We start from the raw sequence: 16,260 nt of genomic DNA, 5'->3' as shown, positions 1-16,260 counted from the left end.
CGGGTCACCAGACCGTCCAGCCGCCGTCGACGGCCACGCTCTGCCCGGTGACGAACGAGGAGGCCGGTGCGGCCAGGAAGAGCAGCGCCGAGCGCAGCTCCCGGTCGGTGCCGAGGCGGCCCATCGGGGTACCGGCCTGCAACGCGGCGATCACCTCGGGCTGGAGGGCGTCGTCGTTGGCGGGGCTGGGGAACATTCCCGGGCAGAGCGCGTTCACCGTGACGCCGTTCGGGGCGACCTGGGCGGCGAGGAACCTGGTCAGCCCGACCAGGGCGTGCTTGCTGGCGAAGTAGGACGCGATGTCCAGGCCGATGCCCGGGTACCGGCTGGCGTCGCCGCCGACGAGACCGTAGATCGAGGCGACGTTGATGACCCGGCCCCAGCCCCGTTCGACCATGCCCGGCACGAACCGCTGGAACAGCCAGAACGGGGACTCGACGTTGAGGGTCATGATCCAGCGCCAGTCGGCGGAGGTGACCTCCGGCCAGGGCGCGCGGTGGGCCAGTCCGGCGTTGTTGACCAGGATGTCGATGGCGCCGGCTGCCGTGGCCAGGGTCTCGACGTCGGCCGGTTCGGTCACGTCGGCCCGGACCGGGACCACCTCGCCCCGGTCGGCGAGTTCGGCCGCCGTACGCTCCAGTGTCTCCGGGCGGCGTCCGCAGATCACCACGGTCGCGCCCGCGTCCACCAGGGCCTCGGTGAGTTGGCGGCCCAGCCCGTCTCCGCCGCCGGTGACCAGCGCCCGGCGGCCGGTCAGGTCGAAATCGGGCAGGCTCATCGGGATTTTCCTTCCATGAGGTCCAGCCGGTCGCCGGCCGGTGCGTCGGGGTCGGCCGGACCAGCGGCGGCGTCGGGATCGGCCGGTGCGCCGAGGTCGGGACCGGCCGGTGCGCCGAGGTCGGGACCGGCCGGTGCACCGGTGGCTTCCAGGCCGGCCATCAGGTGCAGCAGCCGGGTGTGGGTGATCGTGTCGACCGGGCCGTCGAAGACGACCGCACCGAGGCGCAGCACCACGATCCGGTCGGCGACGGCGAAGACGGTCCGGATGTCGTGGCTGATCAGGATCACGCCGGCCCCGTTCTCGGCGGCCCGCCGGGCGATGCGGAGCACGTTGCGGGTCTGGGTCACGCCCAGCGCGGCGGTCGGTTCGTCGAGGATGACCAGGCGTACGTCGTCCTTCATGGCGCGGGCGATGGCGACCGACTGGCGCTGGCCGCCGGAGAGCCGGCCGATCGACCGGTTCATGTCCGGCAGGGTGATACCGAGTGAGGCGAGCCGGGTCCGGGCCCGTTCGACGGCGGCGGCGTCGTCGCGGACCGGCAGGATGCCGAGGAGGCGACGGGACGGTTCGTCGCCGAGCACCAGGTTGTGCGCGACGCCGAGGTTGGGGCAGACCGCCAGGTCCTGGTGCACGGTCTCGATGCCGGCGCGGCGGGCGTCGGCCGGGCCGGCGAGCTGCGCCACCGACCCGTTGATCTCGATGGTTCCGGCGTCCGGGCGGTACACCCCGGAGACCAGTTTGATCAGGGTGGACTTGCCGGCCCCGTTGTCGCCGAGCAGGCAGACCACCTCACCGGCGCGCACCGAGAAGGTGCCGTCGCGCAGGGCGAAGACCGAACCGAACCGGCGGGCCAGGCCCCGGCAGGCCAGCACCACCTCGCCGGGCGGCCGGGTCCGGACGATCCCGAGGTCGTACTCGTCGACCGGGGCGGTGGGCGCACCGGCGCTCCGCTGGTCGTCCGCGTCGGGTGGGACCTCCCGCCGGGCCGCCCTGCTGCGGCGGTACTCGGCGAACTGGTCGGCGGCGAGGGCCAGCAGCAGCACGGCGCCCTTGCTGATCTGCTGCCACCAGTCCTCCAGGCCGGCGAAGATGAGCCCGGAGCTGAGGATGCCGATGGTGGCCACCCCGGCGAACACCCCGACGGGGTGGCCGCTGCCACCGGCGAAGCCCACCCCGCCGAGGATCACGGCGGTGAGCACGTCCAGTTCGAACGCGGTGCCGATCTGTGGTGTGCCGCTGCCGAGGCGGGCCGTGGTGAGGACCGCGACCACCCCCATCAGCAGGCCGTTGAGGGCGTAGAGCCGGACCACGAGCCAGTCGACGTCGACGCCGTTGAGCCGGGCGGCGTTCGCGTTGCCGCCGATGGCGAACATCCGCAGGCCGATTCGGGTCCGCAGCAGCACGAAGCCGCCGATCACGAAGAGCACTGCGGCCACGATGACCGGCAGCGGTACCTCGTTGATCCGGGCCCGGCCGAGGAAGATGAACTCGGCGGGGAACCCGAAGACCGACCGGCCCTCGCTGACCAGGTACGCCATGCCCTTGAAGATCGCCATCGTGCCGAGCGTGACGATCAGCGGCGAGATCTTCATGTACTTGACCAGGATGCCGTTGACGGTTCCCAGGACCAGCCCGGTGAGCAGGCCGGCGGTGACCGCCACGGCGGCGTTGCCGCTCTCCCGGGCGAACTGTGCGGTGATCACCGAGATCAGCGCGTACTGGCCGCCGATGGAGAGGTCGACGTTGCCGGAGACCAGCAGGAACATCGCCCCGATCGCGGCGATGGCGATCGCCGAGACGTTCAGCAGGATGGTCAGGCCGTTGGAGACGGTGAAGAAGTTGTCGTACGACAGGCCGAAGTAGCCGACCAGGACGACGCAGAGCAGCACCAGTCCACTGCGGCGACTCGACTCGCCGGGTGGCAGGTAACGGGACGTTATCGACAACTGTGGACCCCTCATACGGCGGCTTCCGGACTGTCGGTGCCGTCAGGCGGCGTAGTTGATGAACTGGTCGCGGTCGGCGTACCGGATGGAGCCGAGCATGGTGAAGTAGGTTTCGGCCTTCTTCCAGGTCTCGGCCACGGCCTTCATGTCGGCCTGGAACCGGTCGATGGTCTGGGCGGAGTTCAGCTCGATCGCGTTGAACTGCATGACCTGCGGGATCGGCTTGCCGTCCAGCCAGTCGGCGGCGAACTGGGCCCAGGCGTAGCCCATCAGGGGGTACGCGAAGGCGAAGCTGGCCTTGTAGGCGCCGCCCTTGCGGATCTCGGCCAGGGCCTGCTCGTCGCCGTCGATGCCCGCCAGGTACATGTCGGGGCGGGCCTTGCCGGCGGCCTGCAACGCCGACAGCGCACCGAGGCAGATGGTGTCGCCGCCGAGTACCACGTTGACGTCCGGGTTGGCCTGGAGGAGGGTGTTCATCGCCTTGAAGCCGCCGTCCTGGGTGAGGGCGTCCGGCTGGATGTCGGCGACGACCTGCGCGCCGGCCCCGGCGGTCTTGAGTCCGTCGAGGACGCCCTGGTGGCGGGCCTTGAGGACCTCGATGGTGTCCAGGTTGAAGTAGACGATCTTCGCCTTGCCGCCGAGCTTCTCGGTGATGTACCTCGCGGCGGCCAGGCCCTGGGCGTTGCCCACCTTGTACTGGTCGGCGACCACCTGGGAGGTGCTGGGTGGGGTGACCAGGGACAGTACCGCCGCGCCGGCCTCGATGGCCCGCTTCATCAGCGGGGCCTGGGCGTTGGCGTCCAGGGGCTGGATGCACAGCGCGCCGATGCCGCGTTGGAGGAAGGTCTCGATCTGTTCGATGTTCTTCGCCGAGTCGTCGTTGGCGATCGCGGTGACGAAGTCCAGGCCCCGTTCCTTGGCGGCGGTCTCGATGGCCCGGGTGATCTGGAGGAAGAACTCGGCGTCGGAGGTGTTCGCCCAGGCGATGCGCTTGGGCAGGTCGGGTTTCGCGCCGGCGGGCGCGTCGAAGCTGAACGGCTTCAGGGTCTGCTTCTCGGTGAGCCCGTTGCCGATCGGCTTGGTGGTGGCGTCTCCGCTGGCGCCGGTGCCGTCGTCGACGGAGCATGCGGTCAGCGCGGGCAGGCCGAGGGCCAGTCCGGTGCCGGTGAGCAGGCTGAGCCGAAAAAGATCACGCCGGTTGATGCGGTCGAAAGGGTGGTCGGTCATGGGGAACTCCTCAGTGTGATTCCGCTATGCGGATCGGGAGTTTGCTATGCGGACACCGTAGAGGTGGGTCGGGTACCTGTCAATGCTCTTGCGCCCCCCTGTGACCTGGGGAAACGCGGCCCTCGGTCCGCATTGCGGACAACCGCCGGACGACGTCGCACGACCGTGCAACGGGCGCCGACGGTCAGCGCAGTCGGGCGATCAGTTCGATCTCGACGGGGGCGCCCAGCGGCAACGACGCCACCCCGATCGCCGAGCGTGCGTGGGCGCCATGCTCGCCGAGTACCTCGGCCAGCAGTTCGGAGGCCCCGTTGGCCACCTCGGGCTGCGCGGTGAAATCCGGGGCGCAGGCCACGAAGACGGTGAGCTTGAGCAGCTGGTCGACACCGGCGAGACCCGGCGGGGTACGGGCCAGCACGGCGAGCAGGTTGACCGCGCACTGCCGGGCGCACCGTACCCCGGTCGCCAGGTCCACCTCCGCGCCCAGCCGGCCCACCGCGAGCAACCGTCCGTCGGCGTCGAAGGGAACCTGGCCGGACAGGTACGCGTGTCCCCCGGCGATCGAGACCGGACGGAACCAGGGCGGCGGTGCCGCCGGCGGGCACGGTCGGGGCCGGACCAGGGCGAACCGCTCGTCGGGGGTCACCGGGACTCCCCCGCGCCCAGCTCGGCGGTGACCCGCGCCTCCCATGCCGGGTCCCGGTCGAGCGGATAGCTCGGTCGTGGTCGGTGCCGGTACGGCAACTGGGTCAGGTCGGCCGGGCAGTAGCCGGGGGTGCGGACGTACACCGTCCGGGCCGCGTAGCCGCCGAACGCCGCCTGCCACGCGATCGCCCCCTTGGCGACGATCGCCCGGGCCGCCGCCGGGCGTACGTCGACCGCGCGCAGGTGGTCGTCGTCGAACGGCACCACCCGGTTCTCGGTGACCACGAGTTCCCCGATCCGGTCCTCGACCACCGCCACCCGGCCCATCTCCACCCGTTGCCCCCGCATGTAGGAGCCGGTCCGCGTGTAGCCGACCGGGCCGTAGCGACGGACCGGGCCGGTCGCCCGGTACGGCGGCCCGAGCAGCGGGTCGCTGTGCCCGCCGACCGCCAGGTCGGTGGCCGGGCCCGGTCGCGCGTGCAGCGCGGCCACCGCAGCCGGGTCCCAGATCACCGCCACCGCGCCGGTGGTGGCGGCGGCGTCCAGCGCGTGCAGCAGCGTGGTGCCGTCGCCCGGGGATCCACCGCCGACGTTGTCCGCCACGTCGACCAGGACGGTCGGTCCGGGTCCGGTGCGGGCGGTCGTCGCCGCCCGTCCGGGCGTCACCAGGTCGGCCGCGAAGGCCGCCCGGTGCCGCCAGACCAGGGCGGCCAGTTCGCGGGCCCGGGCCGACCCGTGCCGGTCCGCCGCGACGTAGACGGCGAAGCCGAGCCGGTCGCCCTGGGCGTAGGCGAAGCCGGGCCAGGCACTGGCCGTCCAGACCCCCGGTTCGGCGCAGAGCCGGTCGACCGCGGCGGTGATCGTCCGCATCGGTTCGCCGGCGTGTTCCTGCCCGAGCGGCGCGGAGAGCAGGGGCAGCTTGACCAGGTGTCCCCGGGGGCGGTGGCCGGTGCGGGCGATCCGCAGGATGAGTTCGGCGGCCTCGGCACCGCGCTCGGCCATGTCGGTGTGCGGGTACGTGCGGTAGCCGACCAGCACGTCGGCCAGCCGGGGCAGGTCCGGACCGACGTTGGCGTGGTAGTCGAGGGTGACGCCGATCGGGACGTCGCCCACCACGGCCCGCAGCGCCCGCACGATCACCGCTTCCGGGTCCGGGTGGCCGTCGACCACCATCGCGCCGTGCAGGGAGAGCACCAGCCCGTCGAGTGGGGCCGTCGACCGGGCCCGGTCGACGAGGCGGCGCAGCATCGACTCGAACGCCGGTCGGGTGACCGTGCCCGAGGGCAGCGCCGCTCCGAAGAGCAGGCCGACGGGCCGGGCGCGGTGCCGGCGCAGCACGTCGAGCGCGCCGCCCAGTTCGGTACCGGTGCCCCGTAGGGCCGCCACCAGCTCAGGACCCTCGACGAGTTGGTAGCGCCGGAAGTCCGCGAGGGTGGTGGGCTCCGGTACGAAGGTGTTGGTTTCCTGCCATATGCCGCCGACTCCGATACGCACGGTCGCGACTCCCCTGACTTGGAGTACGAATAACGGACTCGAAGTCCGTTTTACGGAACACGGCGATTGTGGCACCGGACCCTGGCGCAGCGGTTCCGCCATTCGTACAATCGGTCCTCATTGCGGAACGCCTAGCAGGGAGTGTTGCGTCGTGACGACGAAGGAACGCCGGACGGACGAGGTCGCCGTCCTGGTGAAGGCACTGGACATCCTCGACCGGATGGCACTCGACGCCCCCTGCACGGTGGTCAGCCTCTGCGAACACACCGGGGTGACCAAGCCCGCCGCGTACCGGATCATGAAGACCCTGGAACAGCGCGGCTACGTGGTCCGCGACGACGCCACCCGGGAGTACTCGCTCGGCCCCGCCCTGTACGGCCTCAGCCGTGCCGTCCGCACCACCACCGACCTGGTCGGGCTGGCCCAACCGGCGATGCGGCGACTGCACGAGGAGTTCGGCGAGACGGTCAACCTGGGGGTGGTCAGCCACGGACAGGTCGTCTACCTCGACACCATCGAAAGCACCCAACGGCTGCGCAGCACCGTGCAGATCGCCCTGCGCGACCCGGTGCACAGCACCGCCCTGGGCAAGGCCGTCCTCGCCGCGCTCCCCGAGGCCCAGGCCCGCGCGCACCTCAACCGGGAGGACCTGACCAGGCTGACCCCGAACACCATCGTCACCGTCGACGCGGTCATGGACGAGCTGGCCACCTACCGGTCCACCGGCTACGCCGTGGACGACGAGGAGAACGAGCTCGGCTCCCGCTGCGTCGCCGCACCCATCCTGGACCGCTACGACCGGCCGATCGCCTCGATCAGCATCTCCGCGCCCACCACCCGGATGACCGACAGCCAGGTCGGCCTCGTCGGCCGTCGCCTGGTCGAGGTCTGCCGCGAGCTGAGCGACACGATGGTCTGAAAGGACGCCCCGTGGACATGCTGCTGACCGGTGCGCACGTGCTGGACGGCACCGGCGCCCCCGCCCACCCCCTGGACGTCGGCATCACCGGTGACCGGATCACCCACCTGCTGCCGCCCGGCACCCCGGTGGACGTGCCGCCGGGCGGCGCCGTCGACCTCACCGGGCTGGTCCTCGCCCCGGGCTTCATCGACATCCACACCCACTCCGACGTGAGCCTGCTCCACGACCCCGCCGGGGAGAGCAAGGCACTACAGGGTGTCACCACCGAAGTCGTCGGCAACTGCGGGTACTCGGCCTTCCCCGTGCACCCGCGACGCCGCGACGACCTCGCCGACCATCTGGCCCGGCTCGGCGACCCGCCGGTCCGGCCGGACTGGGACGGGTACGCCGGGTACGCCGACGCCGTGACGGCGGCCCGGCCGGCGGTCAACGTGGCGATGCTCGTCGGGCACGGCGCGCTGCGCATCGCGGCGATGGCCGACGCGTACCGGGCGCCCGCGACCGCCGACGAACTCGCCACCATGCGGCGGCTGCTGCACGAGGCGCTCGACGCGGGGGCGTACGGACTGTCCACCGGGCTGACCCACACCCCGTCCGCGCTCGGCGACACCGCCGAGGTCACCGCGCTGGTGGCGGTGTGCGCCCGGCACGACGCGGTCTACGCCACCCACGCCCGCGCCACCGCGGGCGGGGAACTCGACGCCATCGACGAGGCGATCGACACGGTCCGCCACACCGGCGCCCGGCTCCAGTTCTCCCACCTCGCGCTGAACGACCCCGCGCTGTGGGGCCGCGCCGCCGACGCGCTCGCCCGCTTCGACCGGGCCCACGCCCAGGGACTGGACGTCGCCTTCGACGTGTACCCGTACCACGCCTCCTCCTCGGCGATGGTGCAGTACCTCCCGCCCTGGGCGCAGGCCGGTGGCAGCGCCGGACTGGCCCGCCACCACCGCGACCCGGACTGGCGGCGCCGGGCGCTGGCCGACATCCGCACCGGGTTCTTCGGCGGCATCCCCTGGCACTGGGACCGGATCGTGGTCACCGCCGCCGGGCCCCACACCGACCTGCCCGGACTCTCCGTCGCCGAGATCGCCGAGCGGTGGCGACGCCCACCCGAGGAGGTCCTGCTCGACCTCTGCGCCGAGCTGGGCAGCGCCGCGCAGGTGGTGCTCTACTACCGGACCGAGGAGGACATGACCACGTTCCTCGCCCACCCACTGGCCGTGGTCGGCTCCGACGGCAACGCCCAGCCGCTCGCCGACCGCACCGACCGGCCGCATCCCCGCGCGTTCGGCACCTTCCCCCGGGTGCTCGGCCGGTACGTCCGGGACCGGCCGGTGCTGTCGCTGGCCGCCGCCGTGCACCGGATGACCGGTGCCCCCGCCGACCGGCTCGGCCTGCCCGACCGGGGACGCGTCCGTCCCGGTCAGCTCGCCGACCTGGTCGCCTTCGACCCGGCCACGGTCGCCGACCGGGCCACCTTCACCGCTCCCCGCCAGGCCCCCGTCGGCGTGGCGCTGACGCTGGTCGCCGGTCAGGTCGTCGTCCGCGACGGCTCGCTGACCGGGGTACGACCGGGAAAGGTACTACGCCGTGGTGAATGACAAGGGCCTGCCCGACGGCGACCCGGTCGGCCGGAACCTGTTCGACGGCACGTTCCCGCTGCCGACCGCGGTACTGCTGCACGAGGCGCTGGAGCACAACGTCACCACCATGGCCGGCTACTGCGCCGACCACGACGTCCGGCTGGCACCCCACGTGAAGACCACGATGTACCCGCCGATCGTCCGCCGGCAACTGGCCGCCGGGGCGTGGGCGGTGACGGTGGCGACCGCCTGGCAGGCCGGCGCGGTGGTCGGGATGGGCGCACGGCGGCTGCTGCTGGCCAGCCCGGTGGTGGACCCCGGCTCCCTGCGGCTGCTCGACGGGCTGCTCACCACCCATTCCGACCTGGAGCTGTGGGCGTACGCCGACTCGACGGCAGCACTGTCCGCCCTGGAGGACGGCATCGGGCCGGTGGGTCGGCGCCGGGTACGGGTCCTCGTGGAGCTGGGTGTGCCGGGTGGGCGTACCGGGCTCCGGGCCGACCGGGACGCTCTGGAACTGGCCCGCCGGGTGGCGGCCGGCCCGCTCCCGCTGGGCGGGGTCGCCGCGTTCGAGGGCATCCTCGACGGCGGTTCGCCCGATGCCACGTCCGCCCTGGTCGACGCGTTGCTGGACCGGGTGGCCGGGCTGGCCCACGCGATCGACGCCGAGGGCCTGCCGACGACGGACACACCGATCGTCACCGCCGGGGGCAGCGCCTGGTGCGACCGGGTCACCGGACGGCTGGCCCCGGCGGTGCGCGGTACGCCCTGGGCGACCGTGCTGCGCAGCGGCTGCTACGTCACCCACGACGCCGGGGTCTACCAGGATCTCTCCCCGTTCGGGGCGCACCCCCGGGAGCCGTACCGGCTGCGGGAGGCACTGCGGGTCTGGGCCCCGGTGCTGTCCCGACCCGAGCCGGGTCGGGTCGTCGTCGGGCTGGGCCGGCGGGACGCCTCCGCCGACGCCGGCCTGCCGGTGGCACGCCAGGTGCGTGACGCCCACGGCCGGCTGCGCCCCGGTGCCGCGCTCACCGCCGTCGCGATCAACGACCAGCACCTCTACCTCGACGTACCGGCCGACGAGCCGGTCGCGGTGGGCGACCTGGTCGCCTTCGGGATCTCGCACCCGTGCACCACCTTCGACAAGTGGCGGGCGATCCCGATCGTCGACCAGCACGGCACGGTCGTCGAGGTGGACCGGACGGTCTTCTGACCGGCACCTCGCCGACCGCGTGGGCATCAGCTGCCGCACCGGACCGTTCGGCGTCGTGATCCCGGGACTGCAAAAAGGACTGGACCGGACGATGTTCGGTCTCTAGCCTGCAGCTGACCGTGACACCGCCCGAGGAGGTGAGACCCATGAAGGCTGTATCGATGTGGGTGCTCCTCCTGCCGGTCACGGTCGGGCGATCGACGTAGGTGTCGCCGGGAGCGCCCTGCCACCAAGGGCCTCCCGAAAGGCAGCACCTGTGCACTCTCCACAGTTCACCGCCGAGTCGCCGTCGACGCGTCCGGTCGATCGCGTCGCCACCGTGGGTGATACCCCCGGGCTCCCGTCGCCCGTCTCCGGCACCGACCACGCGCCCCTCATGTTCGACGTCATCATTGCCGGGTGCGGGCCGACCGGTGCCGTACTGGCCGCCGAACTCCGGCTTCACGACGTGCGGGTACTCGTCCTGGAGAAGGAAACCGAGCCCGTGTCGCTCGTCCGCATCGTCGGCCTGCACATTCGCACCATCGAGCTGATGGCAATGCGTGGGCTGCTGGAGCGCATTCTCGAACACGGACGACGGCGTCCGGCCGCCGGCTTCTTCGCCGCCATCACCAAACCTGCGCCGAAGGGCCTGGATTCCGCACACGCCTATCTGCTGGGCATCCCGCAGCCGGTCGTCGTCCGCCTGCTGGAGGAACACGCGATCGAGCTGGGTGCCCAGGTCCGGCGCGGTTGTGCGGTGGCCGGCTTCGCGCAGGACGACGAGGGCGTGACCGTCGAGCTGGCCGACGGGGAACAGCTGCGTTCGCGCTATCTCGTCGGCTGTGACGGCGGACGCAGTACGGTGCGCAAACTGCTCGGTGTCGGCTTCCCGGGCGAGCCCTCGCGGTCCGAGACGCTGATGGGCGAGATGGAGGTGGGGGTGCCACAGGAGGAGGTCGCCGCCAAGGTGACCGAGATCGGCGAGACCGACAGACGGTTCAGCCTCAGGCCCTTCGGTGCAGGGGTCTATCAGGTCATCGTCCCTGTTGCCGGGGTCAGCGACCGGGCGGCACCGCCCACCCTGGAGGATTTCAGACAGCAGTTGCGCACCGTCACCGGGACGGATTTCGGCGTGCACTCCCCGCGCTGGTTGTCCCGCTTCGGGGATGCCACCCGCCTGGCCGAACGTTATCGGGTCGGGCGGGTGCTGCTGGCCGGCGATGCGGCGCACGTCCATCCACCTATCGGCGGGCAGGGCCTCAACCTGGGCGTTCAGGACGCATTCAACCTCGGCTGGAAACTGGCCGCACAGATCTGCGGCTGGGCGCCGGAGACACTGCTGGACACCTACCAGGCCGAACGTCGTCCGGTCGCCGAGGACGTGCTGGACACCGTCCGCGCCCAGATGGAACTGCTGTCCACCGGACCGGGCCCGCAGGCGGTGCGCAGGCTGCTCACCGAACTGATGGACTTCGACGAGGTGAACCGCCATCTGATGGAGAAGATCACCGGGATCGGCGTCCGCTACGACCTGGGCGCAGGCCTCGACCTGCTCGGCCGGCGCCTGCCTGACATCGACGTGAGACAGGGCCACCTCTACGGTCTGCTGCACCGCGGTCGCGGCCTGCTGCTGGACCGCACCGAACGCCTGACCGTCGGTGGCTGGTCGGACCGGGTCGATCACCTCGCGGATGCCACGGCGGCACTGGATGCTCCGTGCGTCCTGTTACGCCCCGACGGCCATGTCGCCTGGGTCGGCGACGATCAGCCGGACCTGGACGACCACCTTTCCCGCTGGTTCGGAGGGAGGCGTGGCCACGGCTGACGGCCCCGTCACACGACCCGTGACCGGCACCGTCACGATGAGGGGGCTCAGTTTTCCAGCTGTCTCCGGAAGCGCTCCTTCTCGGCCTGCTCGCGGTTCTTGACAACCTGCGCCGCGTTGATCTGCGGATCGCCCCTGTCGAAGACTGCCCTCTTTCCGTCGGGGCTCACGAGCAGCGGTACCGTGGCGCCGACGGCGACCCCGAGGGTGCGGGAGTCTCCCATGACCTCGAGCTGGGTCTTCTGTCCGGTCGGCCCCGCGAACTGGACGATGTAGGCCCACTTCATGTGCGAGTTCTGGACGCTGTGGAGCCGCGAGTCGATCACCTTACAGGTTACCTTGACCCATTTGCGGTGAAAAAAGCGGAAGAACATGGGGCTCATTTCTGCGACAGCTCGTTGACCGGGGACTTCCTGTGGCGCCGAGGTGGCAGCCATTGTCAGACCCCGGTCAATGCGGGTGACGAGGGTGACAGTAGGAGCGCCCGGCAACACGACGGCGGGACAGCACGGAGGAAGAGGTCATGCCGGCGGCGTGGTCCCGCCTCGCCACCGGATCCGCCGCGTTCTTCCGGAGCGTGCGGGGCGCCGGTGGAGTGGGCCGCTGTCACCGGTTCACGCTCCAAAAGACTCCGAGTACCCACCGTGGACCAACATGGGCGACGCCACCTGGCAGAACGCCCGCTTCCTCGAGTACCGCAACACCGGCGCCGGGGCGACGGTCAACGGCAACCGACCGCAGCTGAGCGATGCGCAGGCGGCCGACTACACCCCGCAGAAGTACCTCGCCGGCACGGACGGCTGGAACCCGATGTGACACCACCACCCGCAGCCGGTATCCGCCGGTTCGTCCCACGCACACCCGCTGCCTGATCGTCGCGGACGACACGGTGTGGCCGACCTGGAGTCCAGGGCGGTCACACCGCATCCGACGCCACGCGACCACCGCCCGACGGACGGTGCGTGCCCGGCCTGTTGCGGCGGCCCGACCGGTCGATAGGGTCGTCCGCGTGGATCTGGACGACACCGCCGCCCGGCTCGGGGTACCCGTCGAGGACGTCGACCGCGTGCACCGGCTCGCCGGTGACCGGACGTCGGCTCCGCTGCCCGCCCGGGCCGACGCGCCCGCGATCCTCGACCGGCTCGCCGTGCGACCCGACGACGCCGCCGAGATCATGGCCGGCTGGCCCGACCCCGGATCCCCGCTGTGGACCCCGGAACTGCGCTGGCTGCTCGACCGCTCGATCGCGCTGGTCCGCGCCGACCTCGGCGGCCACGGCTGGCTGCCGCCCGGCCCGGCGCTGCCGCGCGACCGGGGCCCCGCCTGGCGGCATCTCTACGTGTACGCGTACCTGGCCCTGGTCGACGTCGCCCGGGAGTACCACCACGACCACGGCATCCCCGACGCCGTGTCCTGGGCGACCCTCGCGGACCTGGGCCGCAACCTCGCCATCGACCGGCGGATGCACCGCGAGGGCTGGCCGGTCATGCAGAGCTGGCTGACGCTGCACGTACGCGGCGGCCTCTACGAGCTGGGCCGGCTGCAGCACCACCGGGGTGACACCGCCATCGAACTGCACATCCCCGAGTCGGGGCCGCTGACCCCGGAGGCGGTCGAGGCGTCACTCGACGAGGCCCGGGCGTTCTTCCCGCGCCACTTTCCCGACGAGCACTACACGGCGTTCTCCTGCGGCTCGTGGCTGCTCGACCCGCAGCTGCGGGAGTACCTGCCCGGCGACTCCAACATCGTCCGGTTCCAGCAGAGGTTCGCGCTGGAGCCCTACGAGGAGCCGGAAGGGCTGAACGCCGACGTCGAGGCGCTGCGGTTCGTGTTCCGCTCCCTGACCACACCGCTCGACCAGTTGCCGCGCCGCACCGCGCTCCAGCGCGCGATCGTCGACCACCTGACGGCGGGCCGCCACTGGCACTGGCGCCGGGGTCGTTTCCCGATCTAGGTCGCGTTTCACGAGGGCGGTCGAGCGTGGTGTCCACGGACGGTCGCCGTCCCCGCGTGACGAGTGCCGTCACTGCTGCGGCGCTCCGGTCTCGGTGAGCCGGCCGTCGGCCAGACGCAGCCAGCGGTTCACCCTGATCCCGGTGAGGAAGCGGTCGTCGTGGCTGACCACCACGAATGCTCCCTGGTACGCGGTCAACGCGGCCTCCAGTTGGCCGACGCTGACCAGGTCGAGGTTGTTGGTGGGTTCGTCGAGCAGCAGCAGTTGCGGCGCCGGTTCGGCGAACAGGATGCAGGCCAGCGTGGCGCGCAACAGCTCACCGCCGGAGAGCACACCGACCGGCAGGTGCGCGCGGGCACCACGGAACAGGAAGCGGGCCAGCAGGTTCATCCGGTCCGCCTGGGCCAGCGTCGGCGCGAAGGCGGCGAGGTTGTCGACGACGGTGCGGTCCGGATCGAGCAGGTCGAGGCGCTGCGAGAGGTACGCCACCCGGCCCTCGGCTCGCACGGCGGTGCCGGACTCGGGTTCCTGGTGGCCGCCGATCAGCCGCAGCAGCGTGGACTTGCCCGCCCCGTTGGGGCCGATGAGGGCGATCCGTTCCGGGCCGCGGATGTCCAGGTCGACACCCTCCCCGGCGAAGACCGGCCGGCCGTCGTACGTGGTCCGCAGTCGTTCGCCGTGGAAGACGGTGCGTCCGCCGGGAACCCTGGTGCCCGGCAGGTCGAGGGCGAGGTGGTCGTCCTGGCGGGCGGCCCGGCTGGCCTCGTCGAGCCGGGCCTGGGCGTTGCCGACCCGCGCGGCGTGCACCTCGTGGGACCTGGCCGCCGACACCTGCGCGTCGCGTTTGAGGTTGCCGGCGACGATCCGGGCCAGCCCCGCGTCGGCCAGGTTGCGCGCGGCGGTCGAGGCGCGGCGGGCAGCCCGCTCCCGGGCCTGCTGAAGCTCCCGCTTCTGCCGTTTCACGTCCTGCTCGGCCTGACGTACCTGCCGCTCGGCCACCTCCCGTTCGGCCTGTACCGCCTGCTCGTATCCGGTGTAGGCGCTGCCGTACCAGCGGATCCCGCCGTGGTCGAGAGCGGCGATCCGGTCGACCTCGTCCAGCAGCGCACGGTCGTGGCTGGCCACGATCAGACAGCCCTTCCAGGTCCGGAGCACCTCGGTGAGCCGCTTTCTGCCCTCGCGGTCGAGGTTGTTGGTCGGCTCGTCCAGCAGCAGCACGTCGGGCCGCTTGAGCAACTGGGCGGCGAGCCCGAGGGAGACCACCTGGCCACCGCTGAGGGTGCCGAGCCGCCGGTCCAGCGTGACGTCGGCCAGTCCGAGGCGGTCGAGTTCGGCGCGGGTGCGTTCCTCGATGTCCCAGTCGCTGCCGATGGTGGTGAAATGCTCCTCGGCGGCGTCGCCCGCCTCGATGGCGTGCAGCGCGGCGATGACGTGGTCGACCCCGAGCACCTGGGCGACCGTCTGCTGCTGGGCGAAGGGCAGGTGCTGCGGCAGGTAGCCCAGGACCCCTTCGACGGTGACGCTGCCACCCGTGGGTGACAGCTCACCCGCGACGAGTTTCAGCAGGGTGGACTTGCCGGCGCCGTTGGCGGCGACCAGGCCGGTGCGGCCACCGGGCACGGAGAAGGACAGCTCCGCGAAGACCGGGGTGTGGTCCGGCCAGGAGAAGGACAGGGCGGAGCTGACGACGTAGCTGTCGGACATGGCAGACCTCGAAGACAGGAGATCCGGGCGCGCACAGGCTGCCCGGCGTGGGCAAGGCAGGACGACATGGGCCGCGCAGCGGGGTTGGTCGTTCTCCCGTCGGCGGCCGCTCCGGGGCTCTCACCCGGAGATGTCGTCGTCACCTGCCACGATGTGCTCCTGTCTCAGCGACGTACCACCACCATAGCTCACCGGTAGGCGGCGGCCTGCGTGCCGTAGAGGGTGGCGTACACCCCGTCGAGGCGGATGAGTTCGTCGTGGGTGCCCACCTCGCGCACTCCCCCGTCGCCGATCACGATGATCAGGTCGGCGGTGCGGACGGTGGAGAACCGGTGCGACACGAACACCGTCACCCCACCGCTGTCGGCGGCGACCCGCGCCGCCCCGTCGGTGTACCGCGCGAACAGCCGGTGCTCGGCCTCGGCGTCCAGCGCCGAGGCCGGTTCGTCGAGCACCATCAGCAGCGGGGCGTCGCGCATCATCGCCCGGCCGAGCGCGAGCTGCTGCCACTGCCCGCCGGAGGCGTCCACGCCGCCGTCGGCGTGGCTGCGGCCCAGCCGGGTGTCCAGTCCGTACGGCAGCCGGTCGGCGACGGTGCTGTGGGCGCGGGCCAGGCCGGTGCGTACGGCGTCGTCGTCGGCGGCGCGGGGCAGGTCGCCGATCCCGACGGCCAGTCGGGCGGTCAGTTCGGGGCGGGCGTAGTCCTGGAAGGCGGCCGTGGTCCGGGCCCGCCAGGCGGTCAGGTCGATGTGGCGCAGGTCGACGCCGTCGACCAGGATCGCGCCGTGGTCGGGTTCGTAGAACCGGTTGAGCAGTTTGACCAGGGTGGTCTTGCCCGCGCCGTTCTCGCCCACGATCGCCACGGTGCTGCCGGCGGGCAGCAGCAGGTCGACGTCGCGCAGTACCGGCCCGCCCGCGCCGGGGTAGGTGAAGGTGACCTGTCGCAGGCGGATGCCCTCCAGCAGGCGGGCGGGCGGGTCC

At 71.9% G+C, this 16,260-nt stretch carries 14 protein-coding genes; 6 read left to right on the top strand and 8 right to left on the bottom strand.

From position 1 onward, the window contains the following. Window positions 1-4: 4 nt before the first annotated feature. From GSF22_RS18455 to GSF22_RS18435, 5 genes are all read right to left on the bottom strand, one after another. A complete protein-coding gene (locus GSF22_RS18455; protein ID WP_208814869.1) occupies window positions 5-778 on the bottom strand; it encodes an SDR family NAD(P)-dependent oxidoreductase in 774 nt (257 codons plus the stop codon). Continuing rightward, window positions 775-2,727, bottom strand: a complete 1,953-nt coding sequence (locus GSF22_RS18450) for an ABC transporter permease subunit (protein ID WP_208814868.1) — start codon at window positions 2,725-2,727, stop codon at window positions 775-777. Before GSF22_RS18450 ends, GSF22_RS18455 begins: the two co-directional genes overlap by 4 nt. Window positions 2,728-2,769: 42 nt before the next feature. Beyond that, entirely contained in the window at window positions 2,770-3,954 is a 1,185-nt protein-coding gene (locus GSF22_RS18445) for a sugar ABC transporter substrate-binding protein (protein WP_208814867.1), read from the bottom strand. A gap of 184 nt (window positions 3,955-4,138) precedes the next feature. Beyond that, a complete protein-coding gene (locus GSF22_RS18440) occupies window positions 4,139-4,600 on the bottom strand; it encodes a RidA family protein (RefSeq protein WP_208814866.1) in 462 nt (153 codons plus the stop codon). Beyond that, window positions 4,597-6,093 carry a M81 family metallopeptidase gene (locus tag GSF22_RS18435; protein WP_208814865.1) on the bottom strand — a complete coding sequence of 499 codons (1,497 nt, stop codon included), beginning with the start codon at window positions 6,091-6,093 and terminating at the stop codon, window positions 4,597-4,599. The genes GSF22_RS18440 and GSF22_RS18435 overlap by 4 nt, the downstream gene beginning before the upstream one ends. A gap of 151 nt (window positions 6,094-6,244) precedes the next feature. On the opposite strand from GSF22_RS18435, the gene GSF22_RS18430 reads away from it, so the two are divergent. From GSF22_RS18430 to rox, 4 genes are all read left to right on the top strand, one after another. After that, the gene (locus GSF22_RS18430; RefSeq protein WP_208814864.1) at window positions 6,245-7,012 is read left to right on the top strand and encodes an IclR family transcriptional regulator; all 768 of its coding nucleotides are present in this window, start codon (window positions 6,245-6,247) and stop codon (window positions 7,010-7,012) included. Between the two features lie 17 nt (window positions 7,013-7,029). Next, the gene (locus GSF22_RS18425; protein WP_244367652.1) at window positions 7,030-8,619 is read left to right on the top strand and encodes an N-acyl-D-amino-acid deacylase family protein; all 1,590 of its coding nucleotides are present in this window, start codon (window positions 7,030-7,032) and stop codon (window positions 8,617-8,619) included. Beyond that, a complete protein-coding gene (locus GSF22_RS18420; RefSeq protein ID WP_208814862.1) occupies window positions 8,609-9,814 on the top strand; it encodes an alanine racemase in 1,206 nt (401 codons plus the stop codon). Before GSF22_RS18425 ends, GSF22_RS18420 begins: the two co-directional genes overlap by 11 nt. A 376-nt stretch (window positions 9,815-10,190) precedes the next feature. Next, complete coding sequence (rox, locus tag GSF22_RS18415) at window positions 10,191-11,621, top strand: rifampin monooxygenase (protein WP_208814861.1); 1,431 nt, start codon at window positions 10,191-10,193, stop codon at window positions 11,619-11,621. A 47-nt stretch (window positions 11,622-11,668) separates the two neighbouring features. On the opposite strand, the gene GSF22_RS18410 is transcribed toward rox, so the two are convergent. Continuing rightward, window positions 11,669-12,004 carry a hypothetical protein gene (locus GSF22_RS18410; protein WP_208814860.1) on the bottom strand — a complete coding sequence of 112 codons (336 nt, stop codon included), beginning with the start codon at window positions 12,002-12,004 and terminating at the stop codon, window positions 11,669-11,671. A 271-nt stretch (window positions 12,005-12,275) separates the two neighbouring features. Between GSF22_RS18410 and GSF22_RS18405 the strand changes: the two genes are divergently transcribed. Then, window positions 12,276-12,437 carry a hypothetical protein gene (locus tag GSF22_RS18405; protein WP_244367644.1) on the top strand — a complete coding sequence of 54 codons (162 nt, stop codon included), beginning with the start codon at window positions 12,276-12,278 and terminating at the stop codon, window positions 12,435-12,437. A 193-nt stretch (window positions 12,438-12,630) separates the two neighbouring features. Continuing rightward, window positions 12,631-13,575 carry an acyltransferase domain-containing protein gene (locus GSF22_RS18400; RefSeq protein WP_208814859.1) on the top strand — a complete coding sequence of 315 codons (945 nt, stop codon included), beginning with the start codon at window positions 12,631-12,633 and terminating at the stop codon, window positions 13,573-13,575. Window positions 13,576-13,644: 69 nt separating this feature from the next. Here the strand turns inward: GSF22_RS18400 and GSF22_RS18395 are convergent, their stop codons facing one another. Next, the gene (locus GSF22_RS18395) at window positions 13,645-15,279 is read right to left on the bottom strand and encodes an ABC-F family ATP-binding cassette domain-containing protein (protein WP_208814858.1); all 1,635 of its coding nucleotides are present in this window, start codon (window positions 15,277-15,279) and stop codon (window positions 13,645-13,647) included. A 188-nt stretch (window positions 15,280-15,467) separates the two neighbouring features. Then, window positions 15,468-16,260, bottom strand: a 793-nt coding sequence (locus GSF22_RS18390) for an ATP-binding cassette domain-containing protein (protein WP_208814857.1), incomplete at its 5' end; no start/stop codon positions are given.

The organism is Micromonospora echinofusca (assembly GCF_017614955.1).
GTDB classification, from domain to species: Bacteria; Actinomycetota; Actinomycetes; order Mycobacteriales; family Micromonosporaceae; genus Micromonospora; species Micromonospora echinofusca_A.
This window is presented reverse-complemented; position numbering and strand designations above follow the sequence as displayed.